This is a genomic window from Streptomyces sp. NPDC005485 (assembly GCF_040606085.1).
Taxonomy (GTDB): Bacteria; Actinomycetota; Actinomycetes; order Streptomycetales; family Streptomycetaceae; genus Streptomyces.
The window spans coordinates 25,324-42,087 of record NZ_JBEXDZ010000029.1 but is presented as its reverse complement, the minus strand read 5'-3'; the positions used below and the strand labels follow the sequence as shown (position 1 = coordinate 42,087).

The window sequence follows — 16,764 nt, the reverse complement described above, 5'->3', positions numbered from 1 at the left end:
CCGGCCCGTCCGGCGCCGTGGAGGGTTTCAGCCCGTCCGGCGCCGTGGAGGGTTTCAGCCCGTCCGGCGCCGTGGAGGGTTTCAGCCCGTCCGGCGCCGTGGAGGGTTTCAGCCCGGCCGGCGTTTGAGGACGAGGCCGTTCAGGCCGAAAGGGGGATCTGGGGGCGCAGCCCCCAGGGTCAGGGGCCGGGGCGCGCACCAGCGCACCCCGGCCAATCCGTGCACACCGCTTCCCACCGGCAGGTGTGACGCGCGACACTCGCAGGCGCATGAACGTTGCCGCCTTGGACCGAGGGGTCCGCGGAAGTGAGGGCAAGTCATGTCCGTGCACGACGAATTGACATCAGTCCAGCGCTGTCTCGACGACCTGGCGAGGTCGGTGGGGCGCCTGGAACAGCAGTTGGGCGCGAGCCTGGAGATGCGGCGGGTGCGCGCAGACGCCGATCACCTGCGGGAGAGCGTCGCGCTGCTGCGCGAGGGCGCCCCGGTGCCGGCCCAGCCCCGGCGCCCCGACCTCCTGTCCATCCCCGACACCCCGTACGACAACAGCCTGTGGACGGACTCGGACGACGAGGGACTCGGCGCCCGAGACCGGCACGCCCCCTGAACCCGACCGGAGTCTCCCGTTGGCCACTGGTACGGAACCCCATCTGAACAGCGGCGGCGTACGGTCCGGTACGCGTGCCGCGATCGCCGCCCCGCATCTGCGGACGGACCGCTGGTGGCTGGCGCCCGCCGTCACCGCGGCCGGGCTGCTGGCCTTCGTCGTGTACTCGACGTGGCGGGCCTTCGCGAACACGGACTACTACGCGGCGCCCTACGTCTCACCGTTCTACTCGCCCTGTCTGGCCGAGCGCTGCCGGACCATGCACGCCGGGCCCAACGCGGACCTCTTCGGGAGCTGGTGGGGCATCTCCCCAGCGATCATCATCCTGATCTTCCCGCTCGGCTTCCGGCTGACCTGCTACTACTACCGCAAGGCCTACTACCGGGGCTTCTGGGCGTCCCCGCCCGCCTGCGCGGTGGCCGAGCCGCACAAGAAGTACAGCGGCGAGACCCGCTTCCCGCTGATCCTGCAGAACATCCACCGGTACTTCTTCTACGCGGCGATCCTGGTCGCCTGCGTGCTGTCGTACGACACCGTGCTCTCCTTCCGCGACGAGAACTACCGCTGGGGGCACATGGGTCTGGGCACCCTGGTGTTCCTGGTCAACATCACGCTGATCTGGGCGTACACCCTCTCCTGCCACTCCTGCCGGCACATCGTCGGCGGCAAGCTGAAGCATTTCTCCAAGCACCCTGTGCGCTACCGGATGTGGCAGTGGGTCGGGAAGCTGAACGCCCGTCACATGCTGCTGGCCTGGGCGTCGTTGGTGAGCGTGGCGCTCGCCGACTTCTACGTGTACCTGGTCGCGTCCGGCGCCTTTGACGATCCGAGGTTGTTCTGATGTCCGTGGTCGACCGTCAGGAGTGGGATGTCGTCGTGGTCGGCGCCGGGGGCGCCGGACTGCGCGCGGCCATCGAGGCGCGGGAGCGCGGCGCCCGTACGGCGGTGATCTGCAAGTCGCTGTTCGGCAAGGCGCACACGGTGATGGCCGAGGGCGGCATCGCGGCCGCCATGGCCAATGTGCACTCCGGGGACAACTGGCAGGTCCACTTCCGCGACACCATGCGGGGCGGCAAGTTCCTCAACCAGTGGCGGATGGCCGAGCTGCACGCGCAGGAGGCCCCGGACCGGGTCTGGGAGCTGGAGACCTGGGGCGCGCTCTTCGACCGTACGAAGGACGGGCGGATCTCGCAGCGCAACTTCGGCGGCCATGAGTTCCCCCGGCTGGCGCACGTCGGCGACCGCACCGGACTCGAACTCATCCGCACGCTCCAGCAGAAGATCGTCTCGCTGCAGCAGGAGGACCACCGGGAGACGGGCGACTACGAGAGCCGTCTGAAGGTGTTCCAGGAGTGCACCGTCACACGGATCCTGAAGGACGGGCGACAGGTCTCGGGCGCCTTCTGCTACGAGCGGGAATCCGGCCGGTTCTTCGTCCTCGAAGCGCCCTCGGTCGTGATCGCCACCGGCGGCATCGGCAAGTCGTTCAAGGTGACGTCGAACTCGTGGGAGTACACGGGCGACGGGCACGCGCTGGCGCTGCTCGCCGGGGCGCCGCTGCTGAACATGGAGTTCGTGCAGTTCCACCCGACGGGCATGGTCTGGCCGCCGTCGGTGAAGGGCATCCTCGTCACCGAGTCGGTGCGCGGCGACGGCGGGGTGCTGCGCAACTCCGAGGGCAAGCGGTTCATGTTCGACTACATCCCCGATGTCTTCAAGGAGAAGTACGCGCAGTCCGAGGAGGAGGGCGACCGCTGGTACGAGGACCCGGACCACAACCGGCGCCCTCCGGAACTGCTCCCCCGCGACGAGGTCGCCCGCGCCATCAACTCCGAGGTCAAGGCGGGCCGCGGCACCCCGCACGGCGGCGTCTTCCTGGACGTGTCGACGCGGATGCCCGCCGAGGTCATCCGGCGCCGACTGCCGTCCATGTACCACCAGTTCAAGGAGCTGGCGGACGTCGACATCACCGCGGAGGCGATGGAGGTCGGGCCGACCTGCCACTACGTGATGGGCGGCATCGCGGTCGACTCGGACACGGCGGCCGCGCGCGGCGTGCCCGGCCTGTTCGCGGCCGGTGAGGTCGCGGGCGGCATGCACGGCTCCAACCGGCTCGGCGGCAACTCGCTCTCCGACCTGCTGGTGTTCGGGCGGCGGGCCGGGTGGCACGCGGCCGAGTACGCGGCGGGGGTCGCCGCCACGGACCGCCCCGGTGTGGACGAAACCCAGGTCGACACGGCGGCGGCGGAGGCGCTGCGGCCCTTCTCGGCCGAGGGTCCGGAACCCGGCGCCGAGAACGGACGCCCGCCCGAGAACCCGTACACCCTCCACCAGGAACTCCAGCAGACCATGAACGACCTGGTCGGCATCATCCGCCGCGAGGCGGAGGTGGCGCAGGCCCTGGAGAAACTCGCCGACCTGCGCGTGCGGGCGCGCCGGGCGGGGGTGGAGGGCCACCGCCAGTTCAACCCGGGCTGGCATCTGGCCCTCGACCTGCGCAACATGCTGCTCGTGAGCGAGTGCGTGGCGCGCGCCGCGCTGGAGCGCACCGAGTCGCGGGGCGGCCACACCCGCGAGGACCATCCGGTGATGGACCGCGCCTGGCGCCGCGTCAACCTGCTGTGCCAACTGACCGACCCGACCGGCGGGTTGGCGGCCACCGACCCGGTACGCGGGCAGATCGACCTCGTACGGGAGACCACCGACCCCATCCGCCCCGACCTGCTTGCCCTCTTCGAGAAGGAGGAGCTGGTCAAGTACCTCGCCGAAGAGGAGCTCTACGAGTGAGCAGCTACGAGGCCCGCTTCAAGGTGTGGCGGGGCGACGTCAAGGGCGGTGGCCTGGAGGACTTCGCGGTCGAGGTGAACGACGGGGAGGTCGTCCTCGACATCATCCACCGCCTCCAGGCGACCCAGGCCCCCGACCTCGCGGTGCGCTGGAACTGCAAGGCGGGCAAGTGCGGTTCGTGCTCGGCGGAGATCAACGGGCGGCCGCGGCTGATGTGCATGACGCGCATGTCGGTGTTCACCCAAGCGGAGACGATCACCGTCACACCGCTGCGCGCCTTCCCGGTCGTACGCGATCTCGTGACGGACGTCGGCTTCAACTACACGAAGGCGCGCGAGGTCCCGGCCTTCGTGCCGCCCGCCGATCTGGGGCCCGGCGAGTACCGGATGATGCAGGAGGACGTGGACCGCTCCCAGGAGTTCCGCAAGTGCATCGAGTGCTTCCTGTGCCAGGACACCTGCCATGTCGTACGTGACCACGAGGAGAACAAGGGCGCGTTCGCGGGGCCACGCTTCCTGATGCGGGTGGCCGAACTGGACATGCACCCCCTGGACGCGGCGGCCGAGGACGGCCTCGACCGCAAGAAGACCGCCCAGGACGAACACGGCCTCGGCTACTGCAACATCACCAAGTGCTGCACGGAGGTCTGCCCCGAGAACATCAAGATCACGGACAACGCCCTGATCCCCTTGAAGGAACGGGCGGTCGACCGCAAGTACGACCCACTGGTGTGGCTGGGGACGAAGATCAGGAGGCGGTCCTAGCGGGTCGCGGGGTGCGGCGGCCGGGGCGCTGGGCGAGGTACTGGAGTGTCAGGCCCGCCATGAACACGGCCCAGCCGCCCCATGCGACGGCGCCGCGCACGCCGTGCGGCGGTCCCGAGAGCGGACCGAGGAACAGGAACAGCGCGCCGCCGACCGCGGCGACCAGCGAACCGTAACCCCACAGCCTCGGACGCACGACCCGGCCGCGCCCCCATGGCGCCACCCGGCCCGTCGTGAGGGTCACCACGCCCAGTGCCCCCAGCGCCGTGAAGACCAATGCCCCTGCCACCGCGAGCCAGTTCATCAGGCCCTCCGTTCCCCCGCGCGCCGAAAGGGCACGCTCGTGGGACGGATGATGACACGCGAAGCTGTCCGTCGCGCCCGAGGCCCGGTCAGGACACCCAGCCCGCCCGGTACGCCGCCCAGTCCGACTCCCTGGCCGCGAAGTCGACGTAGAGCGCGAGGCCGAAGTGTTCGCGGGTGCGGTCCGTGCGGGAGAGGCCGAGGCGGGCGCCGCGGACGGCTGCGCCGACCGTCTCCGCGTTCCCGTGGTGGCTCAGGTTGTCCTCGTAGTAGAAGGGCAGGCCCATCAGCAGGTCCGTCGACTTCGGGGTGACTTCGAGGGCGAGGGAGGTCTGCTGAGCGACGTATCCGCCGTACAGGCTCTCCAGTGGCATCGCGGTGTCGTACGACATCACGGCTATCTGGTCGACACGGCGCGCGACCTGGCCGAAGTACGACTGGGACCACCACTTGGGGTGTCCGCTGAGCGCGCCACGAATCGAGTTCGCGGCCGGGAGGGGGTCGATCTGGTGGGCGGCGACGGAGAGTTGGGCTCCGGCGGCCCGGGTGAGGCGGCGCAGGTCGTCGAGGAGGGACAGGTAGTCGCGGTTGCCCGAGTGCAGGGGCTCCAGGTCGAAGTGGGCGCCGGCGAAGCCCGCGGCCAGGATCTGCCGGGTGGAGCGGACGACGGCCGCCCGGGTCGCCGCCCGCTCCAGGCGCAGCCCGGTCGGCCCCTCGCTCGCGAGTTCGTCCCCGAGCCAGGCCTGCACCCTTACCCCGGGCAGCTCCGTGCGCAGGGCTTCGATCAGCCAACGCGCCTTCGGATAGGCCGACTCGGGCAGCGTGCCGTTGTGCTCCAGCGGGCCCGCGTGCACGTAGAGGTCGCGTATCCCGGTGCTCCGCAGCCGCGTGCCGAGCGCCTTCACGTCCGCGTCCCTTTTGCGCCCGTCGACCCAGGCGTGCCCGAGCCAGAGGGCGTCACGGTTCCTGGTGTGGGTGCCGGGGGCCGGGTCCCCCGCGTAGTTCACGCGCAGGGCGATCCCGGCGGCGAGCAGCGGGACGACCAGGATCAGGACGAGAACGAGCGCGATACGCCGAGGCCAGCGGAGGCGGGGGTCCCGCCAGACACGGGCCAGGGGGCGGAGCCAGGCGGGGGTGCGGGTGGGGCGCGGCGGTGCCTGCGTGTCCGTGAGGGGTTCGGTGGCTTTTGTCGCCGCGGTGGCTTCGGCGGATTCCGTGGCAGCCGTGGCCTTGGCTGTCTCCGTAGCCGCCGTGGCCTCGATGATCTCTGTTGTTACAGCGGTCTCGGTGGCCTCTGTGGGCACAGCAGTGTCTGTGGGCACAGCAGTCTCTGCGGTCGCAGCGGCCCGATCGGTCTCGCTGGTCCCAACGGCCCCCGTGACGTCGGGGGCGTCGGGGGCGTCAGAGGCCACCGTGGCCGCTGACGGTTCTTCCGTCCCCTCCCCCGTCGCGCGCGTCCCCGTGCCCGCCCCGGCGTCCATCCGCTCCACGTCCATCCCCCGTACGTCCTCCCGCGTCCCCCGTTCCCCTCGTACATTAGGCGTCCCCACCGACAGCGCACCCGGCTCGCGCGGCCGCGCATGCGGTCATACGCTCCCAAATGTGACGTCGCCCCTGAGCCGAAGCCGGTCACGCCGAGCCCCGTCGCACATAGCCGTGCGGGTGGCGCATGCCGTGCTCGGGGGGCTCGTGGCCGTGGGCTGGCTGGTGCTGCCCGTCGCGGAAGCCGGAGCCGACGACCCGGTGGCGCCCGCGCGCAACGGCCAGGTCTCCGGCAAGGTCGGGGCGCTCGGCGACCGGAAACCCGTCGGCACCGACGCCGTCGCCGCCGGACAGCCCGTGCCGACGCAGTCGATCACACCGGCCGAGGCCGACCCCGGCGAGGACGAGACCGCCGCCTCCGACCTCGTTCTGCCCGTGGGTGTGGTGGCCGCCGCAGGGGCCGTCGCGGCGTTCACGTATCTGCGGCGCAGGCGGCGTGCGCGCACGCGGACGACGCCGGGCGGGGACCTCGGCATCCCACCGGTCGCCTCGCTTCCCGAACTCGACCGGCAGGCCGGAATGGCGCTGGTCGAGACCGACGACGCGATCCGCACCAGCGCCGAGGAACTCGGTTTCGCCACGGATCAGTTCGGTGAGGAAGCCGTCACGCCGTACGCGGAGGCCCTCGCGTACGCGAAGTCCGAGCTGTCAGCCGCCTTCCGGCTGCGGCAGCGGCTCGACGACGCCCTCCCCGAGGACGACGCGGACAGGCGGCGGATGCTGGAGGAGATCGTCGCGCGCTGCGCGCAGGCGCAGCGGCGGCTGGACGCGGAGGCCCCCGGCTTCGACCAACTGCGCGCCCTGGAGCGGGACATGCCACAGGCGCTGGAGCAGGCGGAGACCCGGTTCCGTGAGCTGGCGACGCGCGCCGGAGCCATCGCCGCGACGCCGGCCGCCCTGGGCAAGCGGTACTCCCCTTCCGCGGCACTGCCCGTCGCGGGCCACGTCGAACAGGCCAAGGACCGGCTTGTGTTCGCCACCACGCACCTTAACCAGGCCCGGCAGTCGCTCGACCTGGACGACCACGGACAGGCCGCCGTTCATCTGCGCGCCGCGGAGGGCGCCGTCGACCAGGCGGGCACCTTCCTGGACGCCGTCGACCGGCTGGCCGCCGACCTCGCGACGGCCGCGGCGAAACTCCCCGCCGCGCTCACCGGGACGGAGACCGACCTCGCGGACGCCCGCGGTTTGCTCCAGGGCACGGCAGCGGCCGTACCCACGGGCGATCTCCAGGGTCGTATCGCCCGCGCCGAGTCCGTCAGCGCCGAGGTACGCCGGGAGATGGACTCGGGCCCCTACGACCCCATCGACGCCCTTCGCCGCGTCGAGCAGGCCGACATCGCGCTCGACGAGGCCCTCGCCGGTGCCCGCGCCCGCGAGGACGCCGACCGGCGCGCGCTCGCCCTCCTCGGCCATTCCCTCGTCACCACCGGCAGTGCGGTCGCCACCGCGTCGGACTTCGTCACGACGCACCGGGGGGCGGTGGGGAGCGAGGCCCGAACCCGGCTGGCGGAGGCGGAACGGCGGCTGGCCCGGGCGGAAACCGCTGCGACCGTCCCCGAGACCCCCGACGCCTCTGCCGCCCTCGCCGACGCCCGGCAGGCCGGCGGTCTGGCCCGGGAAGCGCTGCGGCTCGCCGAGCGGGATGTGCGGGCGTACGGGAATCCGTACGACGGCGGGACGGTGGCCGGAGGGCACGGCGGCGGGGGCATGAGCGGAGCCGTCCTCGGCGGAATCATTCTCGGCGAAGCCGGATCCGGAGCCGGAGCCAGAGCCGCAGGTCACGCCCGGCAGGGAGGCGGGCCCGGAAGCTTCGGCGGGGCCGGGACCCGTGGACGCAGGGGCGGCGGCGGACGCTTCTGATCCGCGCAGCCTCTGAGCACCCTCGCCCCTCGCCCCTCGCCCCTCGCCCCTCGCCCTCAAGGCAAGGCCTCCTAGAACAGACTCAGCAACGCCTCCGCCGGGTCCGTCAGCCCCGTCCCCCCGTCAGGGAGCGGGAGTTCGAACCAGACCGTCTTGCCGCGGGGCGTACGCCGTGAGCCCCAGCCCGCGGAGAGCAGCCCGACGAGCTGGAGGCCGCGACCGCCCTCGTCGGTGTCGCGCGCCCGGCGCCGGCGCGGCTGGACGAGCCCCGCGTCCCAGACCTCGCACACCAGCGTGCGGTCCAGGAGCAGCCGGAGTCTGATCTCGCCCTCGCCGTAGCGCAGCGCGTTGGTGACCAGCTCGCTGACGAGCAACTCCGTGGTGTCGATGAGTGGTTCGAGGTCCCAGGACTGCAGCCGCGTTCGCGCGTACTCGCGGGCCCGGCCCACGCTGCGCGGCTCGCGCGGGAGCGTCCAGTCGCCGACCGAGTCGACGGGCAGCCCCTGTACACGTGCCATCAGCAGCGCGATGTCGTCCTCGCCGTGGTGTGTGTCGAGGGTGCTCAGGATGTGGTCGCAGACGTCCTCCAGCGGCTGGGAGGGGTCGGTCAGGGCGCCGACGAACGCTTGCAGGCCCTCGTCCAGCGGGTGGTCGCGGGATTCGACGAGGCCGTCCGTGTAGAGGGCGAGGAGCGCACCCTCCGGCAGCTCCACCTCCACCTCCTCGAACGGCTCACCGCCGACGCCGAGCGGCATGCCCGGCGGCACGTCGAGCATCAGCGCGCTCTCGCCGGGCTCGACGAGGACGGGCGGCAGATGGCCGGCGTTGGCGAAGGTGCACCGCCGGGTCACCGAGTCGTAGACCGCGTACACGCACGTCGCGAGGTACACCTCGGAGAGGTCGGCGTCGCGGGGCTGGCGGGCGGTGCGGGTGGCCTGCTGGACGCCGCCGGGGGTGCCGAGGCCGCGGGCGATCTCGTCCAACGCGGAGAGGACTTCCGCCGGTTCGAGGTCCAGCAGGGCCAGGGTGCGCACCGCCGTGCGCAGTTCGCCCATGGCGACGGCGGCGCGCAGGCCGCGGCCCATCACGTCGCCGACGACCAACGCCGTACGGTGGCCGGGCAGTTCGATGACGTCGAACCAGTCGCCGCCGACCTCGGTGGCCGCGTTGCCGGGGAGGTAGCGGCAGGCGATGTCCAGGCCGGAGGCCTCCGGGTCGCCCGGGGGCAGCAGGGAGCGCTGGAGGATCAGCGCGCGCTCGTGCTCACGGCGGTAGAGGCGGGCGTTGTCGATACAGACCGCTGCGCGCGCCGCCAGCTCCACCGCGAGGGCGCGGTCGCGGTCGCCGAACGGCTCGCTGCCCTTCGTACGGGAGAACTGGGCGAGGCCCACGACGGTGTCGTGCGCGACCATGGGCACGGCGAGAGTGGACTGGATGAGGCCGCCTTCTTCGGCGGGCAGATGCTGGGGGCGGGCGGTGCGCAGCGCGTCCGCGCAGGGGGAGTTGAACGGGAAGTGGTGGACGGCGCCCGGGGCGACGGGCGCGGGCCCGCCGACGAAGGGCGCGTCGGAGACGGCGCTGGCGAACGCGACACGGCGCAGTTCGGCGCTGCCGTCGGCGAGCCCGGGCGGTGCCTCGTCGCCGGCCAGGAGTCCCTGGTAGAGGTCGACGGTGGCGAGGTCGCAGAAGTTGGGGACGACCACGTCGAGGAGTTCGCGGGCGGTGGTCTCCAGGTCGAGGGAGTTGCCTATGCGGGCGCCCGCCTCGTTCAGGAGGGCGAGATTGCGCCGGGCGGAGGCGGCTTCGCGGGCGGCGGTGCGGCGGGCGGTGATGTCGGTGCCGAGCCAGGCGATCCCGATGGGGCGGCCGGTGCCGCTGTGCACGCGGTAGAGGTTGACGGACCAGTGGCGGCGCTCCTCGGAGCCCGGCACGAAGCCCGTGACGTGCATGTCCGTGATGGAGTCGCCGGTCTCCAGGACGCGGCGGAGCGTGGCGCGGACGCGCTCGGCCTCGGGGCGCGGCAGATAGTCGTGAACGGAGTGGCCGCGGTGGTCCTCGACGGTCCCTCCGAAGACCGAGGCGAACCGTTCGTTGGCGCGGCGGATCCGCAGGTCGGCGTCGATCAGCAGGAAACCGAAAGGAGATTGACCGAAAATCGCCTGCGAGGCGGCCAGGTCGGTCTCGATCGAGCGCAGCGTGCGGACGTCGACGACGATGCACACAGCACCCCGTTCACCGTCCGCCGTTGTGGTCGGCATCACATAGACCTCGGCGAGCCCTTCCCCCCTTTCGGGGGTGGGCCGGCGGAAGGGGACCACACCGGTCCACTCCCGGCCGTCGAGGATCTCCGCCATCTTGCGCTGTCCGCGCTCGCGCAGATCCGGAGCGACGAACGCCTCGATGGGGTCCATGCCGACGGCGCGCTCGGCAGAAATGCCGAAGACCTGCGCGGCCCGCAGGCTCCACTGGTCGACGAGGCCGTCCGCGCCGATGGAGAAGGACGCGACCTTGATGTAGTCGTAGATCGAGCCGGGCGGGCTGCTCTGCCACACCGCCTCGCCCACGGCATCCCCGGAGCCGTCCGCGGTGGAATCCACCACGGCGTCAGCCCTCGCGCCGTCCGACGGGTCCTCGGACTCCGTGGCCTTCGCTGGTATCTCGCTCACGCGAACCGTCCCCTCCAGCTCACCGCGTCCGGCACCGGTCACCGGGGGCGGCTGCCCGCAGTATCCAGCACTACGGTGCCGCACAACACGGTGTTCACGATCACAGCACGGTCCCGATCATTTTTGGACCGGCCGCGACATACTCCCAGTCTTCTAACCAGGTGACGCCCAGTCGAACCAAAGACTCCGGCTGCCCCTGCTGGCTTGAAACCGCTCGGTCGCCGCCCGCCCCGGACCGACGCCCCCTGCGCTCCTCGCGCCCCCGCCGTGACGCCCGCGCGGCTGCCCTGCCTGCGGGGGTCGTTCAGCCGGGCAGGGCCAGCTCGAACCAGACCGTCTTCCCGGTGTCGCCGGGCCGGGTGCCCCAGCGCCGTGACGAGCACGCCACGAGCTGGAGGCCGCGGCCGCTCTCGTCGTCGGGGTGGGCGGCGCGTTCGCGCGGCGGGTCGGGCAGCGGGTCGGAGACCTCCACCAGCAGGGCGTCCGGCACTGCCGCGGGCCGAATCAGCCGTACGCCGATGGGGCCTGAGGCATGCCGCAGGGAGTTGGTCACCAACTCACTGACCAGCAGCGCGGTGACGTCACCGAGGCCATCAAGGCCCCAGGCGCGCAGTTGCCCCCGGACGACGGCACGGGCGGTGCGGACGGCACCGGGCTCCGCGGGAAAGGTCCACTCGGCGCGATCGCCTTCGGTGTAGGGCACGCCGATCACTTCCCAGGCCAGAAGCACACCCACGCCCGGTTTCATGGGGTTAATGGGCACATACCCGATATGCACGACGCTTTACCGCGCGTGAGGGCGCACTGTGGCACGAACGGCGTACGAGATGCCCTCGCCTGCCCGCATACGACAGCGCCACGCGTCGCACGCCTGCGCGCACCCCACCTGCCCGCGTTCCCGCGCAGGACCTGCCCGCGTTCCCGCGCAGGACCTGCCCGCGTTCCCTCGCAGGCCTCTGCCCCTGCCGCCCCGAACCCGGCTCCTACGCCTGCGCACCCAGCGCCGACAGCACGCTCTTCACCGCCGGCACGTCCTGGTCGAGCCAGTCCACGTCCCAGATCTCACCGGGGGTCAGCCAGCGGAGTTCGTCGTGGTCCTCAAGAGGGCGGGGCTCGCCGGCGAGCAGCCGGGCGGTCCACACCCGCAGGACGTACCCGGGCCTGAGGGGCCATTCGCCCTCGACGCGCTCCATCGGCGCCGCCTCGATGCCCAGTTCCTCGCGCAGCTCGCGCACGAGGGCGTCCTCGGGGGCCTCGCCGGGTTCGACCTTGCCGCCCGGCAGTTCCCAACGTCCGGCCAGTTCGGGAGGTGCGCTGCGGCGGGCCGCCAGCAGGCGTCCGCCGTGGAGCAGGGCGGCCGCGACCACCACGATCGGTTCCGTCATGCGCCGGAGCCTACGGGAGCGCCGCCCGGCTCCGGACTCGGTCGATCACCGGGCCGCGCCGTTGCCGTTCTGGGCGATCCTCTCGACCCAGTAGAGCTGCTTGTGTCCGCGGTCGTCGAGGCTGTCCGCGATCTTCTGGGCCTCGGCCCTGGTCGCGTACCTGCCGACGCGGTAGCGATTGCCGTTGTCGTCCTGCCGTATGACGAGCCAGGGAAGAGTGATCGTGCCGTCGTTCATCGCGCCCCTCCACTTCCCGTCCCCGGCCCGCTGCCCCGTGCTCCGCGCGGGGTTCGAGCAGGAGGGACCCCCAGTGCCCCGCCTTCTAAGGAAACCGCAATCCGCATATGCCCGAGCCTACGCCTAACCTTCACGCAGCGAATACGACTTTTCACAAAGAGGTACGCAACAAGCCAAGGCGTGCCGTCGATTTCGAACAGCGGGCACGGGAAAGGGAGTTCAGGCGCGGGCGAACTGCTTCACCCGCACAGCTGGGCTGCTTCACCCGCACAGCTGGGCTGCTTCACCGGCAGGTTGGCCCGGATACGGGCTGCTTACCGGCAGGTTGGCCCGGATACAGGCTGCTTACCGGGTAGATGAGCCCGGAGACGGGTCACTTCACCGGCAGGTGGTACGCGATCCGGTAGCGGTCCGCCGGGACGACGATGTCGGCCGTCTCGACCGGTCGCCCGGACGCGAAGAACGTCCGCTGGATGACGACGACCACATGCCCGGGTACGCCGCCCAGCGCGAGGAGTTCCTCGGCGAGGCCCGGGCGGGCGCCGACCTCCTCCGTGACGTTGTCCACGACGACGTCGATGGCGGCCATGCGCTCGACCACTCCCATGCCGCCGAGCGGACCCTCCTCGGGGAGCATCACCGGCGTGCGCCCCGTGACCGCGAGCGGCTCCCAGGAGGTGGAGAGCATCATCACCTCGCCGCCGTCCCGGAAGACGTACTGCGTGCACATCACCCGGTCGCCGGGCTGGATGCCGAGCCTCTCGGCGATGGCGCCGCTCGCCTCGGCCTGCCTGCTGTGCGACTCCCAGGTGCCGCGCGCGGCGACGTCCGCCTGTTCCTGCCGGAACGGGGTGGCCCCGCTGTCCGGCCGGAACCCGGAACGGGCGACGCTGCGTGGCACGGGCCGCTCCCGCACATACGTCCCCGAGCCGGAGCGCCCCTCGACCAGCCCCTCGGCCATCAAGACCTTGCGCGCCTCCAGGGCGACCGTGTCCGAGACGTTGTACTCCTCGCGGATGCGGGCCTGCGAAGGCAGCCGCGTATGCGGTGGCAGCGAGCCGTCGACGATCTTCTTGCGGAGATCACCCGCGACACGCAGGTACGCCGGCTGCTCACCGAAAGTCACTGGCCGCTCCCATCAGGTTGTACAGACAGCAACAGCCTGGCAACCGTGGGTTGTGCCATGCAAGCAAAGGCCAGAGAATCACTCGATGTGATGACTTGTGCCCACGGGGGGCTTACGCAGGCACTTTCTCCCCGGTATAGCCGCCGTCACACCTCAATCCCGGTGTCGCCTCCACCACCGCTCTGGTCACCACCGTCCTCGTCGTAGGCCGGCGGGGTGGTGGCGAGGCCCAGAGCCTTGCGTGTGGTGACCGTCTTGCGGGGGTCGATGTACTTCATGGCCTTCTCGTAGTGGGCGTAGAAGGCGTCGGGGTTCTTCGCCTCGGCCGCCTTCGCCCACTCCCCCTGCGAGAGGCCGATGTTCTTCACCAGGGCGGCCATCGGCCCGGCCACGGCGTCCGGCCAGGCGTGGCCGCGCAGGGTGCCCGTCTGCTCGGTGAGCGCGTGCGACATCCGGTCGGCCCACTCCTTGTGACCGGGCAGGTCGTCCTCGACGTACTCCTCGTCGGGGGCCGAGTTCATCGCCGAGTTGAGGAGATGGGCGGCCTGCAGATAGGCGACCTGGTCCGCGTCGAGCGTCGTGGCGTCGTTGCGCAGGGAGCCGGTGAGCGTGCCCGCCTCGTCCGTGTTGCCGAACATGCAGGTGACCTCGCGGTCGCCGAGGCGCCAGCTCTGCCGGGTGGGCGTGAAGTAGTAGACGTCGACGTCGCCGGGGAGGGCCCAGACGTCCATCGCGTACGTGTCCTGGAGCGTGTAGCACTTGTCGTCGGCGGCGTCGGTGACCTCGTTGTCGCCGGGGTAACTCCCGTCGTCCATCTCGAAGTTCGCGAAAACCTCGGCGTCGTGCCGCCCGCTGCACGGCACCGTGTCGACGTCGTACGCCATGCCCTCCAGGGCGTCGCCCGGTGCGTCGATGCAGTCGCCCTTGTCGAGCGAGAAGGCGGAGCCGCCGCTGCCGCGCGAGTCGTCCGCCGCGTCCCGGAAGCCGTCCCAGAAGTCGCGCGCGCCACCGGTGACGAGCGCGACGACGAGCAGCACGACGCCGACGGACGACATCACCATGCCGCCCACCGCCATCCCCTTGCCCCGCTCGCCCCGCTTCTTGATCTGCCACAGCGCGACGGCCCCGAGGACCAGCCCGACGGCGGGCAGGAAGCAGAGGATGCCGAGCACGAGCGCGGAGATCGCGAGGCCGTTGACGGGCACGGGCCGGTTGAACGGGGAGTAGCCCTGCCCCCAGGGGGCGTAAGGAGTGCCTCCGTACGGCTGCTGGTACGGGCCGCCCTGGTCGTAGGGGCCGCCGCCCTGGGGGTACTGCGGGTAGTGCGGGTACGGCGGCGGGTACGAGCCTTCGGGCTGCTGCTGCCCGGGCGGCGGCGGTATGGCCACGGGTACCTTGCTCCTAGTCCGGGTGGTGCAGAACTGGCGTACGACTGCCGTACTGCTGGGCAGATCGTAAGCGCGCGGCCGGCAGGGACGGTATGCGGGCGGCAAACGGGACCTTTCCCCGCAGCGAGCCGGGTCGCCGATCCGGAGCCGCGGCGCGCGGCGCATCTACCCTGCGCTCATGACTCCCTTGCCGGATTGCTTCTGCCCCACGGATGGCACGCGCGTCCCCGCCGGCTCGCTCGCCTGGTGCTGCCCGGCCTGCCGTGGTCCGCTCGACCTGGACTTCTCGCCGACGCCCGCCTCCCTCAAGTCCCTTGCGGGACGGGTCAATTCCCTGTGGCGCTACGCGGAGTGCCTGCCGCTCGCCGCCCCCACGGTCAGCCTCGGCGAGGGCCGCACCCCGCTCGTCCCGCTCAGGGACGGCATCTCGGCCAAGCTCGACTTCCTGATGCCGACGCTGTCGTTCAAGGACCGGGGCGCGGTGCTGCTCGCCGAGCTGGCGCTGCGGCTGGGCCCCCGCCGGGTGATCGCCGACAGCAGCGGCAACGCGGGCACGGCGATCGCCGCGTACTGCGCACGGGCCGCACTGCCCTGCACGGTCTACGTCCCCGACGGCACGTCACCGAAGAAGCTGGAGCAGATCGGGGCGCACGGGGCCCAGCAGCACATCGTGGACGGCGACCGCGAGGCGACGGCGACCGCGGCGCGGGAAGCGGCGGACGAGGAGGGCACGTTCTACGCCTCGCACGTCTTCAACCCGTACTTCCTGCACGGCACGAAGACGTACGTCCACGAACTGTGGGAGGACCTCGGCGGACGGCTCCCCGACGTGATCGTCGTGCCGGTCGGCAACGGCACGCTGCTGCTGGGCGCGGCACTGGCGGTCGCCGAGCTGCACACGGCGGGGCTCATCGACCGGCGGCCCGCCCTGTACGCCGTCCAGGCCGCGGCGGTCGCCCCGCTGGCACGGGCCTGGGACGCGGGAGCGGGCGACCTGGTCGGCGTCACCCCCATGGCGCCCACCTTCGCGGAGGGCATCGCGATTCCGCGTCCCCCGCGGGCCCGGCAGATCCTGCGCGCGGTACGCGAGTCCGGCGGCACCTTCCTGACTGTGACGGAGGATCAGATCCGGCACGCCCAGCGGGACTTGGCCTCGCGCGGGCTGTACGTCGAGTCGACGGGGGTCGCCTGCTGGGCGGCCGTACGGGAGGGCTCCCTCGGCGAACGCAGCGCCGTCGTACCGCTGTGCGGGGCGGGGTTGAAGACGGGGCTGGCGCGGGCGTAGGCCCGTCACGCACCGCGATCTCGGGCTCGGCAGTACCGCAGTACCCGTGACGTTCATCCTTGAGGCCCAGGGGCCGGTCCGACTTCGGCGGTCACCACCGTCGGGGTCTCCGCGTCGCCCTGAGCGAGAACGGCGCCTCCCGGAGCCCACAGCGCGGCGCGGCCGCAGCCCGTCCACGCGCCGGCCGGGCCGACGTGGTTGGCCAGGACGACATGCAGGGGGAAGTCCTTGGCGATGCCCGGATACACCGACTCCAGTTCGCTCACTCCGCCGCCGACGCCGTACAGCGAGCTCGCCAGATGCACATGGCACCCGTCAGCGGCGCCCCGGGAGACCAGATCCGGGAAGTGGTTGTCGAAGCATGTCGCCAGGGCGAAGCGCAGCCCGCCGAGCTCGAACCGCCCGTCGTTCCGGCCTGCCAGGAACACGCCCTGCTCGTGCTCGAACAGATGCTGCTTGCGGTACGCGGTGATCGGTTCGCCGTCGGCTGCGAAGACCAGCGTCTCGATGGCGGGCCGGTTCCCGCCCGTCGCGGTGGCGCAGTTGATGACGGTGGCGATGCCGCCCGTCCTGAGCGGGTCCAGGCGGGGATCGTCCGGCTGCACCCAGAGATCTCTGTCGGCGCGCAGTGCCTCGAGTTCGTACCCGGTCGGCGCCAGCTCGGGAAACACCACCATTTCGGCGCCCTGCGCACCCGCCTCGGCGGCAAGAGCAGCCATCTGCCGCGCATTGGCCCCGATGTCCGCGGGCGCACAGGTGAACTGGGTTGTCGCGATCCTCATGGCGCTCAGCCTGCCGGCCCGGGCGGCGG

15 protein-coding genes are annotated in these 16,764 nt (G+C 71.7%); 6 read left to right on the top strand and 9 right to left on the bottom strand.

Going from position 1 to position 16,764, the window contains the following annotated elements:
* Window positions 1-319 precede the first annotated feature (319 nt).
* From ABZS97_RS12885 to ABZS97_RS12870, 4 genes are read left to right on the top strand one after another with little or no spacing between them, the layout of a single operon-like run.
* Entirely contained in the window at window positions 320-607 is a 288-nt protein-coding gene (locus ABZS97_RS12885) for a hypothetical protein (RefSeq protein WP_356136804.1), read from the top strand.
* A 19-nt stretch (window positions 608-626) separates the two neighbouring features.
* Window positions 627-1,448 carry a hypothetical protein gene (locus ABZS97_RS12880; RefSeq protein ID WP_356136802.1) on the top strand — a complete coding sequence of 274 codons (822 nt, stop codon included), beginning with the start codon at window positions 627-629 and terminating at the stop codon, window positions 1,446-1,448.
* Window positions 1,448-3,394 (top strand): fumarate reductase/succinate dehydrogenase flavoprotein subunit, encoded by a 1,947-nt coding sequence (locus tag ABZS97_RS12875; protein ID WP_356136800.1) that lies wholly within the window; start codon window positions 1,448-1,450, stop codon window positions 3,392-3,394. The genes ABZS97_RS12880 and ABZS97_RS12875 overlap by 1 nt, the downstream gene beginning before the upstream one ends.
* The gene (locus tag ABZS97_RS12870; protein ID WP_356136798.1) at window positions 3,391-4,158 is read left to right on the top strand and encodes a succinate dehydrogenase/fumarate reductase iron-sulfur subunit; all 768 of its coding nucleotides are present in this window, start codon (window positions 3,391-3,393) and stop codon (window positions 4,156-4,158) included. The genes ABZS97_RS12875 and ABZS97_RS12870 overlap by 4 nt, the downstream gene beginning before the upstream one ends.
* Here ABZS97_RS12870 and ABZS97_RS12865 read toward each other — a convergent pair.
* Both ABZS97_RS12865 and ABZS97_RS12860 read right to left on the bottom strand, forming a co-directional pair.
* Window positions 4,142-4,462, bottom strand: a complete 321-nt coding sequence (locus tag ABZS97_RS12865; protein ID WP_356136796.1) for a hypothetical protein — start codon at window positions 4,460-4,462, stop codon at window positions 4,142-4,144. The two genes, ABZS97_RS12870 and ABZS97_RS12865, sit on opposite strands and share 17 nt — an antisense overlap.
* 88 nt (window positions 4,463-4,550) lie before the next feature.
* Entirely contained in the window at window positions 4,551-5,576 is a 1,026-nt protein-coding gene (locus ABZS97_RS12860; RefSeq protein ID WP_356136853.1) for a hypothetical protein, read from the bottom strand.
* A gap of 541 nt (window positions 5,577-6,117) precedes the next feature.
* On the opposite strand from ABZS97_RS12860, the gene ABZS97_RS12855 reads away from it, so the two are divergent.
* Complete coding sequence (locus ABZS97_RS12855; protein WP_356136851.1) at window positions 6,118-7,866, top strand: TPM domain-containing protein; 1,749 nt, start codon at window positions 6,118-6,120, stop codon at window positions 7,864-7,866.
* Window positions 7,867-7,937: 71 nt separating this feature from the next.
* Here ABZS97_RS12855 and ABZS97_RS12850 read toward each other — a convergent pair whose 3' ends face one another.
* The 6 genes from ABZS97_RS12850 to ABZS97_RS12825 form a co-directional block, all read right to left on the bottom strand.
* A complete protein-coding gene (locus tag ABZS97_RS12850) occupies window positions 7,938-10,532 on the bottom strand; it encodes a SpoIIE family protein phosphatase (protein WP_356136794.1) in 2,595 nt (864 codons plus the stop codon).
* 304 nt (window positions 10,533-10,836) lie between these two features.
* Complete coding sequence (locus tag ABZS97_RS12845) at window positions 10,837-11,280, bottom strand: ATP-binding protein (protein WP_356136792.1); 444 nt, start codon at window positions 11,278-11,280, stop codon at window positions 10,837-10,839.
* A 235-nt stretch (window positions 11,281-11,515) separates the two neighbouring features.
* Window positions 11,516-11,917, bottom strand: a complete 402-nt coding sequence (locus ABZS97_RS12840; protein WP_356136789.1) for a (deoxy)nucleoside triphosphate pyrophosphohydrolase — start codon at window positions 11,915-11,917, stop codon at window positions 11,516-11,518.
* A 45-nt stretch (window positions 11,918-11,962) separates the two neighbouring features.
* Window positions 11,963-12,154, bottom strand: a complete 192-nt coding sequence (locus ABZS97_RS12835; protein ID WP_356136787.1) for an SPOR domain-containing protein — start codon at window positions 12,152-12,154, stop codon at window positions 11,963-11,965.
* A 373-nt stretch (window positions 12,155-12,527) separates the two neighbouring features.
* Window positions 12,528-13,280, bottom strand: coding sequence for a GntR family transcriptional regulator (locus ABZS97_RS12830; RefSeq protein WP_356136785.1), 753 nt, complete (start codon window positions 13,278-13,280; stop codon window positions 12,528-12,530).
* Between the two features lie 146 nt (window positions 13,281-13,426).
* A complete protein-coding gene (locus ABZS97_RS12825) occupies window positions 13,427-14,668 on the bottom strand; it encodes a DUF4190 domain-containing protein (RefSeq protein WP_356136783.1) in 1,242 nt (413 codons plus the stop codon).
* A 178-nt stretch (window positions 14,669-14,846) separates the two neighbouring features.
* Between ABZS97_RS12825 and ABZS97_RS12820 the strand changes: the two genes are divergently transcribed.
* Entirely contained in the window at window positions 14,847-15,953 is a 1,107-nt protein-coding gene (locus tag ABZS97_RS12820) for a pyridoxal-phosphate dependent enzyme (RefSeq protein ID WP_356136781.1), read from the top strand.
* 53 nt (window positions 15,954-16,006) lie between these two features.
* On the opposite strand, the gene ABZS97_RS12815 is transcribed toward ABZS97_RS12820, so the two are convergent.
* Window positions 16,007-16,735 carry a carbon-nitrogen hydrolase family protein gene (locus tag ABZS97_RS12815; RefSeq protein WP_356136779.1) on the bottom strand — a complete coding sequence of 243 codons (729 nt, stop codon included), beginning with the start codon at window positions 16,733-16,735 and terminating at the stop codon, window positions 16,007-16,009.
* Window positions 16,736-16,764: the final 29 nt, after the last annotated feature.

What these genes read in the sequence shown, in the direction of transcription:
- ABZS97_RS12840 (WP_356136789.1), bottom strand. Translation starts at nt 11,917, where the DNA reads ATGACGGAACCGATCGTGGTGGTCGCGGCCGCCCTGCTCCACGGCGGA.
- ABZS97_RS12835 (WP_356136787.1), bottom strand. Translation starts at nt 12,154, where the DNA reads ATGAACGACGGCACGATCACTCTTCCCTGGCTCGTCATACGGCAGGAC.
- ABZS97_RS12815 (WP_356136779.1), bottom strand. Translation starts at nt 16,735, where the DNA reads ATGAGGATCGCGACAACCCAGTTCACCTGTGCGCCCGCGGACATCGGG.
- ABZS97_RS12845 (WP_356136792.1), bottom strand. Translation starts at nt 11,280, where the DNA reads ATGAAACCGGGCGTGGGTGTGCTTCTGGCCTGGGAAGTGATCGGCGTG.
- ABZS97_RS12875 (WP_356136800.1), top strand. Translation starts at nt 1,448, where the DNA reads ATGTCCGTGGTCGACCGTCAGGAGTGGGATGTCGTCGTGGTCGGCGCC.
- ABZS97_RS12865 (WP_356136796.1), bottom strand. Translation starts at nt 4,462, where the DNA reads ATGAACTGGCTCGCGGTGGCAGGGGCATTGGTCTTCACGGCGCTGGGG.
- ABZS97_RS12820 (WP_356136781.1), top strand. Translation starts at nt 14,847, where the DNA reads ATGACTCCCTTGCCGGATTGCTTCTGCCCCACGGATGGCACGCGCGTC.
- ABZS97_RS12885 (WP_356136804.1), top strand. Translation starts at nt 320, where the DNA reads ATGTCCGTGCACGACGAATTGACATCAGTCCAGCGCTGTCTCGACGAC.